This is a genomic window from Burkholderia sp. AU33803 (assembly GCF_002223095.1).
Taxonomy (GTDB): Bacteria; Pseudomonadota; Gammaproteobacteria; order Burkholderiales; family Burkholderiaceae; genus Burkholderia.
Window position 1 is genome coordinate 615,289 of record NZ_NKFJ01000008.1, and the last position, 15,577, is coordinate 630,865.

The window sequence follows — 15,577 nt, forward strand, 5'->3', positions numbered from 1 at the left end:
CAGGAACAATGCCAATCACACGTCGACATTGCTTTTTCCCGTCGAATCAGCACGTTAGCGAATCAACGTAGGCGATTTCCCTTACTGCCGAAGTGATGCAGAACTGCGGCACCGTGATGCAGTGATGCGGCTCTGCCATCAGAGCCCATGACTGGGCCGGCACACGCGACAGCCACCCACCTCCCTTCATTTGCGAATATCCGGCGGCTGGGTATCATGTGAACCATTCCGCCACGATTGACCAGGTGCAAAAGAAGACCGCTCGCATGGACCTACGACAGCTTCGATACTTCGTGACCGTTGCCGAACAACTGCACTTCGCGAATGCTGCGGAAATGCTCGACATCGCTCCATCTGCGCTGAGCATGCAGATACTTGCGCTTGAAAAGGAACTCGGGGTAAAGCTGCTGACAAGGACGAAGCGCTCGGTCACGCTGAATGCAGCGGGTTTGTTGTTCCTGCAAGAGGCCAGACAGACGCTCGCTGCAGCCGAGAACGCGAAGCGCGTTGCGATGATGGCCGGGCGGGGACAACTTGGTGCGCTGGAAATCGGATACGTGATTTCCGCGGCATGCGCAGGCGTCGTACAGCGGTTACTGACGAGCCATGCCGAAAGCTATCCGCAGGTGCGAACCGGGCTACATTCGCTGGATAGCCCGGCTCAAATTCAACGACTCCATCAACGGGATCTCGATGCGTGCATTGTGCGAACGGCCGCAGGCAACCGCGAAGAAGTCGACCAGATTCTCTTGTTGAGAGAAAAGCTGGTCGTCGCCTTACCACAAACCCATCGCCTTGCAGGACAGGAAGCGATACACGCGGCACAGCTCGCCGACGAAACCTTCACGGCGCCCCAATTCGAGCGAGACATTGGCTTTGCTCGTCATCTGTTGGCAATCGGTCGAGACGCCGGTTTTACACCGAGGATCGAACTCCAGACGAAGGACTTCCTCACGGCTCTCGTGCATGTCGCGTCCGCCCACGGCGTGGCAATCGTGCCGGAGAGTATCGGAAACATCAGGCTTCCCGGCTTAGTGTTTCGCCAACTGCTAGATGTCCAGGACGATTCAGAGTTGTATCTCGTCTTGCGCAGGAATGACCAATCGCCGTTAGTCGCAAGCCTGCGGGACATCGCCATTCGAATGGGTGGGACGCGAGTCGAATAGCGACGAAGGGGCGCCAGAGCACACCCTCCGTTAGAAATGCCATCTGATGCACGCTTCCGTCGCCTCAACCGGCAACGCCGATAGCGCGGGCGATATGTTCTCCAATCTCGATCGACGCCGTTGCCGCGGGAGACGGAGCGTTGCAAACGTGAATGGATCGGTCGCCTGGAATGAGATGAAAGTCGTCCACGAGGCTGCCGTCGGACTTCAGCGCTTGTGCGCGGACGCCGGCAGGCGCAGCCACGAGGTCGCTTTCGTGAATCTCGGGAATGAGCTGCTGCAGGCTCTTGACGAAAGCCGCCTTGCTCACTGAGCGCTGCATTTCCTCGAGTCCTTCCCGCCAGTACTTCGACGACAGCTTCCAGAAGCCCGGGTACATCAAGACTTCGCCAAGGTCTCGAAGGCTGAAGTCCCGCTTGCGGTAACCCTCGCGCTTGAAGGCCAGCACCGCATTGGGCCCCGCTTCAACGTGACCACCGATCATCCGCGTGTAGTGAACCCCGAGAAACGGAAAATTCGGGTTCGGCACCGGGTAGATGAGGTGCTTCACGAGATGTCGGCGTTCGGGTCGGATCTCGTAATACTCGCCCCGAAACGGCACGATCTTCAGGTCGTCGGCGACGTTGTCCATTCTCGCAACGCGGTCCGAGTGAAGGCCGGCACAGTTGATGACGAACTTCGCCTGGACAACTCCTTGACGCGTTTCAATCTCGACGTGCGATGCGTTCTTGCGAATCGCCAGGACCCGCTCACCCAGGCTGATTTCGCCTCCACCCGTGGTGATGATTCGGCCATACATCTGGCAAACCTGTTTGTAGTTCACGATGCCGGCGGCAGGAACTCGAATCGCTTGCAAGCCCGCGACATGAGGCTCGATCTCCTTCAACCGGTCCGGCCCGATCTTTTCAATGGCCAGGCCGTTCTCAAGCCCGCGTTTGTACAGATTTTCAAGCAGCGGAAGTTCCTCTGGCTTGGTGGCAACAATCACTTTCCCGCAGATTTCGTGTTCAATCGCATGCTCCTCGCAGAAGCGGACCATCGACTCGCTACCGGCACGCGCGAACTTCGCCTTGAAGCTCCCTGGTTTGTAGTAGATACCTGAGTGGATTACACCGCTGTTGTGACCAGTCTGGTGTTCAGCGAGGGCGTTCTCTTTTTCGATGACGATGATCGTCTTGCCGGGGAACCGCTTCGTGAGCGCCATCCCGGTCGAAAGTCCAACGATACCACCGCCGACAATGGCAAAGTCATATGGCCGCTTCATAACGTCTAACGCCTCACAGTTGCGTGAATTCCCCGCGAATGCGCATCAGCTCGCGGTGCAGTCCCGGGTTCTTTTCGAAAGGCGCCCGGCCATGAAGCCAGAACAGGTTGTTCAACATCACGAGGTCGCCGACGGGCAACGGGATAGCAGCGGTTCCCTTTGATGCTTCCATCGACTCGGACAGGCTTTGCAGGTAGTACGCGTGGTCGATCGACTCCGGATTGGCGAACTGGTCGATGAAGCAGATGCCGGGCTTGCCGTCGACATTGAAGAACGTACGCCGTTCGACTTGCTGCCCCACATTTTTGCTAGGCGGAGACTTGTACGTGAACTTGTAAGAGGCCAGCGGGTGATTGACGAACTGGTCCAACTGTTCCCAATCGTCCAGATGGAGCAGCCGTGACTCGCCGCCGACAGCGTTCTGTTCACTAAACTTCATCATGAGCAGCCAGTCAGTCGGCTCATCGACGAAAGTTCCGTCGGTGTGCAGCGTGAACAGACGATACGCCTGACGCAGGTAGGAATCGCTGTTATCCGTATCTTTCACCAGGAAACGCGCGTAGTACGTACCCGACATCGAGTCGTGGTTGGCTGGCCCGACAAGATGCGCCATGGCCGTGCCGAACTTCACGTAATCGTCCGCGTCGCTCGCCGCGCCTTGCACACCGATGGTCAGCCCGCCGGACGCGCGGTCGCGCAGGATACGCCGCACGGTGTCGGTAAAGGTCTTCCCGAGCATGGCTTCCAGTTTGCCTGCGAGGACGAACCGCATATACGGCACATACTCGAGATTCTGGCTGTTGATTTCACGTGTTTGCTCAAAGAATCGATCGAGTACTTCCTGGTCGACTTCAATGTGGCGAATGCGTGCATGATGCGGATTCTGTCCGACATGGAAGCGCTCGCTCTTTGCCAGGCCATACGGATTCCTAATTTCAGTTACTTGTGCGACATCCATTTTTCGCCTCTCCTTCGCAGATGTGGTGCGGGTATGAACCATTCTAGTTTTGACTTGGGCGGCTCTCAATTCGATTCGGGTGCGATTCAATTCAGAAAAACTGATTTGTTCATCCGTTTGCCTTACGCGCGACGGACTGACGAGCGTAGCGGCACCGTCAGCTGCCTGTGACCGGACGGAGCGATTCGCTGCCGAATACGTGTGATGGCACGAACCGTCAAGACGCCCGCGTTGAGCTCCTTGATGCCGACCACGTTAAGCAACGGTCGCGCCTCATCGCCCAGGTGCGGAAGCAACATTTGAGCAGCCGAGAAGTCCTGGCTCTCCGTCCAGAAACTCGGTAGCGCAACCGTCCAGATACCGACAGCCGAGGCGGCTTGAACACCGATGGTTGTAGCGGCAAGCGCGACGGCAGTATTCGCGGGCAACTCAAGCGTGTGAAGCAGACGCTGATACATACCGCTGGTGACCTCGCTGAATCGCGTGCCGTCTCCCGAGGCAACGGCGCAGATGGTCGACGTCCAGTTGCTGCCCAACAGTGATTCCAGTGCCATCGATACCGAGCTCGGCGTTTGGCAGCTGACGACTGCGACGCGATAGCCGCCCTGTTCCGCTTGTTGAAGTACCCGCGCGACGCCCGGGCGGAATGCCAGACCTCGCTCCTTGAGGAGTCGGTTGAACGCGTCTACCCGTTCCGCCTCGATGCTCCCGAGCAAATCGTCCGACCAGTCCGCTTCGACCTGCTCTTGATAGCAGGCGGGAAGCTGTGGGCGACTGCTCACGGACAGCAAGCGCTGATACACCTCGGGCGTCCAACGCAAGCTGAGCCCGACACGAGAAAAGGCGGTGTTGAATGCCAGCAGGTGCAGCGAATCTGTGTCTGCCAATGCGCCATCAAGGCTGAAAATCAATACTTCAGTCGACACGTGTCACCTCGAATGAGAAGTGTCCAAAACGCGCATCTGCGTCTTGCCACAGGCTGGTAGGCGGTCGAACCACTTTCGGGGAAGCGAACGAACGACCAGGATTTCGTGGACTCCTTGATACACATTTCGTGCCAAGCACGACAGCGAATGACCGCTCAAGGCTTGACAGCCAGTTTTTGAATTGACAAGCCACCCGCGTGATTCATTCCTGCAATTTGCTGCACTACAAGCACCACAAAAATGAATCAGACGCTGATGGAGACAAAAAAAAACGGCACCGAATCTTCGGTGCCGCCAAAGCCATTCACGGATGGACTGGACGAACCCAGTCGGCCCTAACCGTTATAAGCGGTCTTCACGGTAGTGAAGAACTCCGCTGCGTAGCTGCCTTGCTCCCGCGAGCCGTAGCTCGAGCCCTTGCGCCCGCCGAAAGGGACGTGGTAATCGACCCCGGCGGTGGGAACGTTGACCATCACCATGCCGGCCTGCGCTTCGCGCTTGAAGCGCGTGGCGTATTGGAGCGACGTCGTACAAATGCCTGCCGATAGCCCGAATTCCGTATCATTGGCTATCTGGAGCGCGTCGTCGAAATCTCGTGCCGGGATGAGACATGCTACCGGGCCGAATATTTCTTCGCGGGCGATACGCATTCCGCTGCTCACGTCCGCGAAGAGTGCCGGCGAGAGGAAAAATCCGTCCGTGTCGCGCTTGATTCGCTCTCCGCCGAACGCAAGCGTCGCACCTTCTTCCCGCCCGATCCGGATGTATTCCAGGTCGGTCTGCAACTGCTCGGAATCGACCACCGGCCCAATGTGCGTGTCTGCGGAGAGCGCGTGACCCACGCGCAAGTGCGAAAGCCGCTCGACGAGCGCGTCGCGGAATCTGGAATAGATGCCGTGCGTGACGATGATTCGGCTCGATGCCGTGCATCGCTGGCCGGTGGAGTAAAAGGATCCCTGGATAGCACAGGTGAGTGCCGTCTCCATGTCCGCGTCATCCGTCACGAGCAACGGGTTCTTTCCGCCCATCTCGAGTTGCAACTTTGCAAAGCGTGCGCCGGCCGTTGCCATGACCCGCGCGCCAGTTCCGGTGGAGCCGGTGAAACTGATCGCATGAACCTTCGGACTCTCGAGGAGCGCCTTCCCTACGACGCTGCCACGGCCGATAACGAGGTTGAAGACGCCTGCCGGAAACCCGGCGCGACTGATGATTTCGCTCAATGCCCACGCGGACGATGGCACCAGTTCTGCCGGCTTGAACACCACACAGTTGCCATAAGCGAGCGCCGGCGCAATCTTCCACGCCGGGATGGCGATCGGGAAGTTCCACGGCGCGATGATGCCGACGACACCGACCGGCTCACGGGTGATGTCGACGCTCAAACCGGGTCTGACAGATTCGAGGTGTTCACCCCGGACGCGAAGGACTTCGCCCGCGAAAAATTTGAAGATCTGGCCGGCGCGCGCCACTTCACCAATACCTTCCGCACGGGTTTTTCCTTCCTCCCGTGAAAGCAGCTCGCCCAGCTCCTCTTTCCGGGCGAGGAGCTCAGTGCCCACGCGATCCAATGCATCAGCGCGAGCTTGCACGCCGAGTACTTGCCCGGTAGTGAACGCCTGGTGCGCGGCATCGATTGCCTCGAGCGCCAGGCCTTCGTCCGCCTGTGAGAATTCGTCGACCACGTCAGATGTATCGGACGGGTTGATGTTTCGGTAGCCGTCCGAACCGGGACGCCATTGTCCACCGATGTAGCTCGTTTTCATTTGAGTACCTTGATCACGCGTTGTTTCTGAAGTTGCTCAATGACGTCGTTCGACAGGCCCAGCACACCTTCGAGTATCTCCCTGGTGTGCTGCCCCAGGAGGGGTGGCGGATTCCTGTAGTCAACCGGTGTTTCGCTCATCCGGATCGGATTTGCCACCGTCCGCACAATCCCGGCCAATGGGTGCGGCTGTTCAATGACCGCCCCCCGCACCGATACATGCGGGTCCTGGAACGCCTGGCCGATGTCGTTGACCGGGCTGCAAGGAACGCCAGCCGCCTCGAGGGCAGCCAGCAACTCTGCATTGCGCCAAAGCTTGATTTGCTCGCGAAGGAGCGGGATAAGCACCGTTCTGAACTCGACGCGTGTGCGATTGGTCGCAAAGCGCTCGTCATTCGGCAGCCCTTCGCAACCGATCGTCCTGCACAGCGCCTTGAATTGTTCATCGTTCCCGACCGCGATGACGATTCGCCCGTCCGACGTCTCGAAGTCCTGATACGGAACGATGTTCGGATGGGCATTGCCCAATCGGACGGGCGAAATCCCGGTCGTGAGAAAGTTCGACGCCTGATTGGCCAACGTGGCGAGTTGCACGTCCAGAAGAGACAGGTCGATCCGCTGGCCTACACCCGTCACCGTCCGATGATGAAGGGCCGCGAGGATGGCCGAACTCGCGTAGATGCCTGTCATGACGTCGGTCAGTGCCACACCTACCTTCTGCGGCCCGGCACCCGGCTGACCGTCTGGCACGCCGGTAATGCTCATCAATCCGCCCATCGCCTGGATCGCGAAGTCGTACCCCGGGCGATTGGCGTACGGACCCGATTGCCCGTACCCCGTCACCGAGCAGTAGATCAGGCGAGGATTCAGTTCTCTCAGGCTGTCATAGTCCAGCCCGTACTGCACCAGGCCGCCCGTCTTGAAGTTCTCGACAAGAACATCGGATTTCGCGACGAGGTCCCGGATGATTTTCTGGCCTGCGGCGGTCGCGATATCAATGGCGAGCGAACGCTTGTTGCGATTGGCGGCGAGAAAGTATGCCGACTCCGAGGTCGTATTCCCGTCGCGGTCTCTCAGGTACGGAGGGCCCCATGCACGCGTCTCGTCGCCAAGCGCCGGACGCTCGACCTTGATCACGTCGGCACCGAGGTCGGCAAGAATCTGCGTGGCCCAAGGGCCAGCGAGTACTCGCGACAAATCGAGCACCTTTACGTCGGACAATGCGGAACTCATCGATCAGCCCGGCTAGAGAAGCATTGAAGAAAGGCGCGAACCGAAGCCGCGCCCATTTCCGGCACGGACAAGCGAGCGACGCTTACCCGTATGCCGACACGTTCAGGCCAGCTGTACGACGCCGGCGTCGGCCGTCAACTTGAGGAGGATGCCCTCGATGATGTCCATGCCCTCATCGATGAGCGCGTTCGAAGCCGTCAGGGGGAGCATGATGCGCAAGACGTTGCCGTACGATCCGCACGTCAACAGGAGAAGCCCTTCCTTTTGTGCTTCGGCCTTCAGACTCGTCACGATGTCGGGAGCCGGCTGCCCGTTTTTCATGAATTCAATCCCTGTCATGGCGCCGAGACCGCGTACGTCGGCGATTTCAGGGACATGGGCACGCAGGCCGTTGAAGCGGGAACGCAGACGCTCGCCGATCGCCTCGCTTCGCGCGCAAAGGGATTCCTCCTCCATGACGTCGAGAACCGCGAGGGACGCGACACAGGCCATCGGGTGACCTGCGTACGTGCTGCCCAACCCGCCTGGAGGAATCGAATCCAGCACGTCGGCGCGGCCAACTACGGCCGAGATCGTCATGCCGCCGCCCAGTCCCTTGGCCATCGTGGTCAGGTCCGGCACGACGCCGGAGTGCTCCATCGCGAACATCCGTCCGGTTCGGCCGACACCGGTCTGGATTTCGTCCGCGATGAAGACGATGCCGTACGTGTCACAGATGTTCCGCAGTCGCTTGAGGAATTCGGTCGGTGCGGGCGTGTAGCCACCTTCACCCTGGACCGGCTCCACGATGATTGCAGCAACGCGCTGTGGGTCCACCGTGTATTTGAACAACCGTTCGAGGCCGTAGATGGCATCGTCGACCGAGACGCCATGCAGCTCCGACGGAAACGGCGCTTGATAGACCTCTGCCGACATCGGGCCGAAACCGGCCTTATAGGGCGCAACCTTGCCTGTCAGGGCCATCGCCATGAACGTTCGGCCGTGGAAAGCACCGTCAAACGAAATGACGGCCGAGCGCTTCGTGTGGTAACGGGCGACTTTGACGGCGTTTTCGACCGCTTCGGCACCGGTCGTCATGAAGAAGGCCTTCTTTGGGAATTGGCCGGGGGCAAGTTCCGAAAGCCGTTCCGCCAGCTCGACGTACGATTCGTAGGCCACGACTTGAAAACACGTGTGGGAGAATTTCTCGGCCTGCTTCGCAACCGCTGCCGACACCTTCGGGTGTCGATGTCCCGTATTGAGAACGGCGATACCGGCACAAAAATCGATATACCGCTTGCCTTCGACGTCCCAGATTTCCCCGTTCTCCGCGCGTTCCGCGAATACCGGATGAGCATTCCCAATGCCCTGGGGAACGGCGCGAGCGCGTCGCGCCATCAAAGCCTGGTTCGTTTGCTCGTTATTCGACATCTTTCACTCCTGTTGATACGGGATGACCGGGTGGTCATCACAATTCAAAGATCAAGCCGGGACGACGGCCCGGTCGTTATTTCGAGACGGTAATTTCGCCCTTTCCACTACCGAACCCGGTCCAGCGGGTATCCGCCTGGCTGGTAAACACTTCTTTCGAGACGAGCTGGCCCGTTGCAGCCTTCCACTTTCCGGTGCCGCCCTGAAGCTTGAACGTGATGCCGTCGAATACGGTATCGATGGCGCTCAGGAGCTTGTCGCCGTCCTTGTCCTTCATCTCGCAGCGGCCGGTGCCTTTCGCGGTCACGTCCTTGCCCACCGTCGTGTCAGTCTCGATTCCGACGCACGTGGTGTCGAAGAAGACATCGCCCTTTGACGGCAGACTTACCCGGTAGCTGCCACGCAGTTGAAACACCGCGGTCGAGCGATTCGCGCCCTCCGCGATGCTGGGCGAAAAATCCGCCGTCCAGCCACTCGACAAGATCACTGGCTCAGCTGACGCGACCGCAGATACGAGCAGGGCACTGCAGCCGAACAACATCACACCGATTTTCATGTTGGCCCTTTACATAGTCTTTGAACGTGGAACGCAGAACGCCGGCCTGGAGCGGCCCCTTTTCAACCAGGGGCCGCCCGGACCAAAGGTCACACACCCGTGCGAAATGCAAAGCAAAGCACGAACGCTTCTGCCAGAAAGTGACGGAGCCCCGCGATCAAATGTTTGTATCGCATTTCATCCTCCATTTATTAAGGATTACTACATTAGCCCGCTAAATGCTCGCCAATGGAGCGTTTGCATTGGATGGTTTCAGGGCTCGGAGAGTCCCAAAGCCATTCTTCAGAGGTTCCGCGGGGCCGTCACTTCATGAAACGAACTGTGCTCGTCAGGCGCAAACTGTCGTTGCCTGGTGAGCAAATGCGCGTCTCCGGCCGGAGCATCACTCTTGCGGTGCGGCTTGCCGATGAAGAGATAGAGCAGCCCGGAGACGACCACCACCACCAGGGTCAGCAGCATGGAGTAGTTCATGTACCACGGAGCCGTGGGCGTGCGAGGCCAGAGAATATTGACGACGGCGCCGATTCCATAGACGAGCGCAAGGATGTTGACCAGCCACCCCAGGTTACCCATCGAGAACTGACCGGCCGGGCGCCAGCCGCGCACGCGGGCGAACATCGCACCGAGCACCACCATCTGGAACGCGACGTAAATACCGACCGCCGCAAAGCTGACGATGATGTTCAACGCATCCTGGACGAAGAACCCGATGCAGTCGATGAACGCGGACACGACACCGGCAACCACCAGCGCCGCGGCCGGGACGTGGGTCCGCGGCGAGATGCGGGAGAGGAAGCCGCTGCAAATGATCATCTTGTCACGAGCGTAGGCATAAACCAGCCGACTGACCGCAGCCTGGAGGCTGAGAATGCACGACACGTGAGAGATCAGCACAATCCCGTAGACCACCCGTGCGCCAATCGCGCCGAAAGCATGCGTCAGGATGGTGTTGATCGGGTCCGTGTCCTTGCCCGAGATTGCAGCCTGCAGGTCGGGTACCGCAAGGATGAGGCCAAGGCACGCGTAGATCGTGACGGGGATACCGATGTAAATCGTCATCCGCATCGCGCGCGGAATCGCCTTGCCCGGGTTCGGTGTTTCTTCAGCAAGGTCGCCGCACGCTTCGAAGCCATAGCAACAGAACATGCCAACCAGCGCCGCGGCAAGGAAGGCGGGCAGATACGAACCGCCCGCACTGAAGCTGAACGTCTCGAAGATCACATGAAACGGCTGCAGGCGGCCGAACAGGAGCAGGTAACCACTGACGAGCAACGCGCCCAGCACCTCGCAGATGAAACCGAACATCGCAATGCGTGCCAGCGTCTTCGTGCCGAGCAGGTTGATGAGCGTCGAGCCGAGCAAAAGTACGATGGCGATGATAGTCGTCGTTTTCGGTGTGACGTCGAACCCGAGCAGATAGGCAAAGAACGGCGCGCCGCCAACAGGGACAGCGGCCACGGTCGTGATCAAAGCCCACATATAAACCCAACCGCTCATCCATGCCCAGCGCGCGCCCACCAGGCGTCGCGTCCACGGATAAAGCCCGCCGGCAATCGGGAATTGCGACACGACCTCGCCAAAAATCAGGCAGACAAACATCTGGCCGATTGCGGCAATCAGATAGGACCAGATGAACGGAGGCCCGCCCGTCGTCATGCCGAACGTGAACAGCGTGTACGCGCCCACGACGGGAGAAAGATAGGTAAAGCCGAGCGCAAAGTTTTGCCACAGGCCCATCGAGCGGTCGAAGCTCGATGTGTAGCCCAACGCTGCGAGTTGCGCCGAGTCGTCGTCGGCAGAGCGGGGGTCAGAGAAGGACATGTTGTCTCCTACCTTCAGATGGAAAATTCAGGCGAAACGGCGTTTGGGCGGCCGCAAACACCGCTAGGCACGGTGTTGCGCCCGTTTGCCAAGCGGGTCGGCGCGGTCATGCGCCGACTTCTTCCAACAACGCGGTTTCACTCCAAATTGAGCCAAACGGACTTGCTCTGCGTGTGAGCAAGAATGGTTTCGAAGCACTTGTCGCGCCCCTGCCCCGACTGCTTGAAGCCACCCCAAGGCTGCGTCATGTCGCCGTGGTCATAACAATTCACCCAGACGATCCCCGATTCGACGTTGCGCGCCACGCGGTGGGCGCGGGTGACATTCGATGTCCAGATACCGGCGGCCAGTCCATAGATCGACGAGTTTGCGATATCGACCGCTTCCTCCTCGCTGTCGAACGGCATGATGGCTGCAACGGGTCCGAAGATTTCCTCGTTCGCAATGCGCATATTGCGATTCACATCGGTGAAGAGCGTCGGCGCCACGAAGTTGCCCGCGCGAAGCTCCGCCGGAATTTGACCGGTCAGCGCGAGAACACCCCCTTCGCTCTGGCCGATGTCGATGTATGACGACACGCGCTTGTGCTGTTCCTTCGTCACCAACGGGCCCATGGTCGTGCCGGGATCGAGCGGATCGCCCGGCTTGAACATCGTCGGCGCCAGTTCGACGAACTTCTTCACGAACTGCTCGTAGATGCCGCGCTGCACCAGGATGCGCGAGCCGGCGCTGCAAACCTCGCCCTGGTTGCCATAGATGCCGCTCACGGCGTATCGGACGGCCGTATCGATGTCTGCGACGTCGTCAAACACGATTTGCGGGCTCTTGCCGCCACACTCCGTCGTCACCCGCTTCATGTTGGACTGGCCGGCGTAGATCATCATCAGCTTGCCGACTTCCGTCGACCCCGTGAAGGAAATCTTGTCGACATCCTGGTGCAACGCGAGCGCCTTGCCCGCGTCTTCGCCGAAGCCGTTCACCACGTTGAACACGCCTGCCGGGCCACCCGCTTCCACGAACAGACGCGCGAGCAGGAGCGCGCTCGTCGGCGATTGCTCAGCCGGCTTGAGGACGACCGAGTTACCCGCAGCCAGCGCCGGCGCGACCTTCCACGCTGCCATCATCAGCGGATAATTCCACGGCGTCACCGCACCGACGACACCGATGGGCTCACGGGAGATGAAGTGGAAAGCGCTCGACGCGGTGTTGGTGACAACCCCTTCGATCTTGTCGATCGCTTCGGCAAAGTACTGGAACGTGTGAGCCGAGAACGGTACGTCGCCGTTCAACAGGTCGCTGATGGGCTTGCCCATGTCGAGGCAGTCCAGCAGCGCGAGTTCTTCGGTATGTTCGTTGATGAGTTGAGCCAGGCGGAACAGCACGTCCATTCGGTCGCGCGGCGCCATCCTCGACCACACCCCTTCCTTGAAGGTACGGCGAGCGGCGGCCACGGCAAGATCGATGTCCTTCTCGTTGCCACGCACCATCGTGTGCTGTTCAAGGCCCGTTGCCGGATTGACCGTGGTAAACCGGCCGCCATCGACTGCATCGACAAACCGGCCGTCGATGAACAGTTTCGTCTGGACATCGAGGCTTTTTGCCTTGGCATGCCAATCAACCACTTTGACTTCTTCGCTCATTTCTTGATGCTCCTCAGACATGTTTTAGCTGGTGCTCCGAACGAACCGCCAGTCGGACTACACTAATGCACCTTCCGTGCCAATTGCATGCCTGCGCGAGAGAAGCCTTGTATTTATTGGGTTTGCTGCGTTTAGTTAGCTTTCTGAAATATTGGTTGATGCACTGTCGTATCGAACGATGCATTTGCGCATCATGCTTCTGCAGCGGCAGAGGGCCTGCTCTTTCTGGAGATGGTGGCGATGTCCGTCTGGAGCAACTCCGCGGCTTTGCGTTTGCTGCCACATCGCCTGATGGCATCTTCGATGACTTTGCTCTCGTAGCGACGTACCAGCGCTTTCAGACTGAGCTCTGAGGTCTCGCTTTCATCGACGATATCGACAGTCAATGCATTCTGGCCGATGCCGAGCGGCTCCCCACCATCGAACGGCCCGCTTGCGGATGCCTCGAGCGGCAGATCCTCTTCGCTTGCCGTGCTTTCGCATGCCACCGACAGGTATTCGATGAGGTTCTGAAGCTCTCGAATGTTGCCGGGAAACGCGTACTGCCGAAGCTTGTCCCGACACGCCTTGGTGAGCTGCAGCGGCGTCTCGCGCCGCTGGTTGACTGACGAAAGAAAACGCTCCACCAGAGGATCGATCAGGTCGCGCTGCAGACGAAGTGGAGGCAACGAAAGCACGACCACCGACAACCGGTAGTAAAGGTCCCGACGGAAGCGGCCCTGTTCCACCAGTTCACGCAGATTCTGGTTGGTCGCCGCTACCACATTGACCTTGACCCTTCTGGGCTGCATCGCGCCGACCCGCTGCACCAGGCCCGATTCAAGAACCATCAGCAGTTTCGCCTGCGACTGCAACGGCGTCTCGCCAATCTCGTCGAGAAACAACGTTCCCCCGTCGGCGGATTCGATCAGACCCGGCTTGCCCCGAGTAAGCGCACCCGTGAAGGAGCCCCTTTCATAGCCGAACATTTCCGACTCGAACAAGGATTCGGGAATACCCGCACAGTTCACGTGGACGAAAGGCGAGCTTTCCCGGCCGGAACGGCGGTGCAGCAACTTCGCAAATTCCGTCTTGCCGACACCGGACTCGCCCAGCAACAGCACGCGACTCCCCATCGAGATCGCGCGCTGGCCCACGGTCAGCAATCTCGCCGTGTCTTCCGTCACCCCCATCAACGGGCTCGGCTCGGATTGCGACTGGTTCGCCTCCTTGCCGCTCTGGCCGGCATTCGACGGGGCGCCCTTGGTGAACGCGTCGAGGTTACGCTGCAGAATGATGTAGCAGGTCATGGCGCCCTTGCTGTCACGCAACGCTCGACCCGTAATCACGAGACGTCGGCCCGTGCCATCGACGAGGTTCTCGTGGTAACGCTCCCCCTTGTTGAACGCTTCCAGGACGCCGGGGCATTGGATGAATGACTCGTTGACGAACTCGAGTAGCGGCCGGCCCACGATGGAGGCTCTCGGCAACTCGTTCATGCTTTCACCCGCCGCATTCACATACCGGGTCACGCCGCCACGGTCGATCATGAGCATCCCGTCCGGCAAAAGGTCGCAGATCGTACTCCATCGGGGGTCGCCGAGAAACGCCAGCAGTTCGTCATGCGACCAGCCGGTCTCGTCCCGCTCGGACATGTCAGCGAACTTCATTCGAGGACCTCTTCGAAGCGGTGACGGCGCGCCGCGCCTGGCCGGAACTGCGCACGACAGGTGCGACAGGACGAATGGAAAACACGAAATCCGAGAATAGGTCGTCCCCCACCGGGCCGACTCGCACATCGCAGTCCATCACGGCGCCGTTCGAGAATTTCACGACATCAAGCCACCGATGCGTTTCGCCGTTGCTCCACTTGCGTGCAACGTCGGTATCGGCGAGCGAAATGAAATCGCCGATCCGGCCATGCAGGATGCTCGACGCGGGAGAGTTGAAGAGCCGTTCGCAAGCGGGGTTGACCGCGGTGATGGTCCCGCTTCTGCTTGCGACCAGAATCGCATCGGGGATCGCGCTGAGAATGCGCTGGACGGTCTCCGCCGACTGTACGAGCTTGTCACGTTCGTTTCTGAAGTCGGTCAGGTCTTGCAGCGTCCCCCACATCCGGGTGAGATAGCCGCCCTGGATCTTGCCTCGAACGTTGTTCTCGACATACATCGTCGACCCGTCATATTTCAGGTCGATCGTGAGGCTGCGATCGACGTTGAAGTCATTCCGGATGAGATTGCGGACAAATGCCTCGTTCTGGGGGCTGCGCGGGAAGTAGGTTCGGACGGGTTGGTCGTTAATGTCCACGCCTTCGGGCAGCGAGTAGAAGCGCGACATTGCTTCGTTGCAATTCGACCAGTGACACTCGTTGGAAAACACCTGGCGGATGATCTCCGGCTCGCTCTCCTGAAGATTGACGGGTTCAGTGAACTCTATGCACCACATAGGCTGGCTCGTGGTTTCGATGTATCCACGCAGCAGTTCGGCACCGCTCTGCACTTGCGCGAGAAGCTGCCTTCCTCCAACACTCTCGACCGCGAAAACCTGCAACGCCGGTTCTCCGTCATGAAGCGTCCCGACGAGCCGGGAACTGACGGCCGTCGGTACACCGTCCAGCACCATCTCGAGTTCTTCGTTTGCGGTCACCGTGTCAAGCGTCGGGAGCGCCAGATAGTTATCAAGGAGACCTACTGAATTCCCTGTAAAGAGGGAGGCGCTTGGCATACCGATGAGCGATTCGACATTTCCGCACCATTCCGTCAGGAGCGTGCTTGCGTCGAGCACCGCTCCCGACCTCGCAATGGTGAGCGCCAATACCGGGATGTTTGACAGCACGAGGACCTCCATCACAGCGCCGTCCCG

12 protein-coding genes are annotated in these 15,577 nt (G+C 59.5%); 1 reads left to right on the forward strand and 11 read right to left on the reverse strand.

Annotated features, from left to right (window positions below; all coding sequences use genetic code 11):
• Positions 1-245 precede the first annotated feature (245 nt).
• The gene (locus CFB41_RS34265) at positions 246-1,166 is read left to right on the forward strand and encodes a LysR substrate-binding domain-containing protein (RefSeq protein ID WP_105770880.1); all 921 of its coding nucleotides are present in this window, start codon (positions 246-248) and stop codon (positions 1,164-1,166) included.
• Between the two features lie 64 nt (positions 1,167-1,230).
• Here CFB41_RS34265 and lhgO read toward each other — a convergent pair whose 3' ends face one another.
• The 11 genes from lhgO to CFB41_RS34320 form a co-directional block, all read right to left on the reverse strand.
• Positions 1,231-2,430 carry an L-2-hydroxyglutarate oxidase gene (gene lhgO / locus CFB41_RS34270; RefSeq protein ID WP_105770879.1) on the reverse strand — a complete coding sequence of 400 codons (1,200 nt, stop codon included), beginning with the start codon at positions 2,428-2,430 and terminating at the stop codon, positions 1,231-1,233.
• Between the two features lie 13 nt (positions 2,431-2,443).
• The gene (gene glaH, locus CFB41_RS34275) at positions 2,444-3,388 is read right to left on the reverse strand and encodes a glutarate dioxygenase GlaH (protein ID WP_089459680.1); all 945 of its coding nucleotides are present in this window, start codon (positions 3,386-3,388) and stop codon (positions 2,444-2,446) included.
• 122 nt (positions 3,389-3,510) lie between these two features.
• Positions 3,511-4,314: an HAD hydrolase-like protein gene (locus CFB41_RS34280; protein ID WP_089459681.1), complete on the reverse strand. Its 804-nt coding sequence runs from the start codon at positions 4,312-4,314 to the stop codon at positions 3,511-3,513.
• Between the two features lie 335 nt (positions 4,315-4,649).
• The gene (locus CFB41_RS34285; protein ID WP_089459682.1) at positions 4,650-6,077 is read right to left on the reverse strand and encodes an aldehyde dehydrogenase family protein; all 1,428 of its coding nucleotides are present in this window, start codon (positions 6,075-6,077) and stop codon (positions 4,650-4,652) included.
• A complete protein-coding gene (locus tag CFB41_RS34290; RefSeq protein WP_089459683.1) occupies positions 6,074-7,309 on the reverse strand; it encodes a CaiB/BaiF CoA-transferase family protein in 1,236 nt (411 codons plus the stop codon). Before CFB41_RS34290 ends, CFB41_RS34285 begins: the two co-directional genes overlap by 4 nt.
• Before the next feature lie 102 nt (positions 7,310-7,411).
• Positions 7,412-8,719, reverse strand: coding sequence for a 4-aminobutyrate--2-oxoglutarate transaminase (gene gabT / locus CFB41_RS34295; protein ID WP_256941355.1), 1,308 nt, complete (start codon positions 8,717-8,719; stop codon positions 7,412-7,414).
• Positions 8,720-8,795: 76 nt separating this feature from the next.
• A complete protein-coding gene (locus CFB41_RS34300) occupies positions 8,796-9,275 on the reverse strand; it encodes a hypothetical protein (RefSeq protein WP_089459684.1) in 480 nt (159 codons plus the stop codon).
• A gap of 282 nt (positions 9,276-9,557) precedes the next feature.
• Positions 9,558-11,096, reverse strand: coding sequence for an APC family permease (locus CFB41_RS34305; RefSeq protein ID WP_089459685.1), 1,539 nt, complete (start codon positions 11,094-11,096; stop codon positions 9,558-9,560).
• Positions 11,097-11,233: 137 nt separating this feature from the next.
• Positions 11,234-12,736, reverse strand: coding sequence for an aldehyde dehydrogenase (locus CFB41_RS34310; RefSeq protein WP_089459686.1), 1,503 nt, complete (start codon positions 12,734-12,736; stop codon positions 11,234-11,236).
• A 191-nt stretch (positions 12,737-12,927) separates the two neighbouring features.
• Positions 12,928-14,385: a sigma-54-dependent Fis family transcriptional regulator gene (locus CFB41_RS34315; protein ID WP_179250284.1), complete on the reverse strand. Its 1,458-nt coding sequence runs from the start codon at positions 14,383-14,385 to the stop codon at positions 12,928-12,930.
• Positions 14,372-15,550 (reverse strand): PAS domain-containing protein, encoded by a 1,179-nt coding sequence (locus CFB41_RS34320; protein ID WP_179250286.1) that lies wholly within the window; start codon positions 15,548-15,550, stop codon positions 14,372-14,374. The genes CFB41_RS34315 and CFB41_RS34320 overlap by 14 nt, the downstream gene beginning before the upstream one ends.
• Between the last annotated feature and the right edge of the window lie 27 nt (positions 15,551-15,577).

Bases quoted from the DNA above. Each gene is read 5' to 3' on its own strand.
- lhgO (WP_105770879.1), bottom strand. From the start codon at position 2,430: ATGAAGCGGCCATATGACTTTGCCATTGTCGGCGGTGGTATCGTTGGA.
- glaH (WP_089459680.1), bottom strand. From the start codon at position 3,388: ATGGATGTCGCACAAGTAACTGAAATTAGGAATCCGTATGGCCTGGCA.
- CFB41_RS34285 (WP_089459682.1), bottom strand. From the start codon at position 6,077: ATGAAAACGAGCTACATCGGTGGACAATGGCGTCCCGGTTCGGACGGC.
- CFB41_RS34290 (WP_089459683.1), bottom strand. From the start codon at position 7,309: ATGAGTTCCGCATTGTCCGACGTAAAGGTGCTCGATTTGTCGCGAGTA.
- gabT (WP_256941355.1), bottom strand. From the start codon at position 8,719: ATGTCGAATAACGAGCAAACGAACCAGGCTTTGATGGCGCGACGCGCT.
- CFB41_RS34300 (WP_089459684.1), bottom strand. From the start codon at position 9,275: ATGAAAATCGGTGTGATGTTGTTCGGCTGCAGTGCCCTGCTCGTATCT.
- CFB41_RS34305 (WP_089459685.1), bottom strand. From the start codon at position 11,096: ATGTCCTTCTCTGACCCCCGCTCTGCCGACGACGACTCGGCGCAACTC.
- CFB41_RS34310 (WP_089459686.1), bottom strand. From the start codon at position 12,736: ATGAGCGAAGAAGTCAAAGTGGTTGATTGGCATGCCAAGGCAAAAAGC.
- CFB41_RS34315 (WP_179250284.1), bottom strand. From the start codon at position 14,385: ATGAAGTTCGCTGACATGTCCGAGCGGGACGAGACCGGCTGGTCGCAT.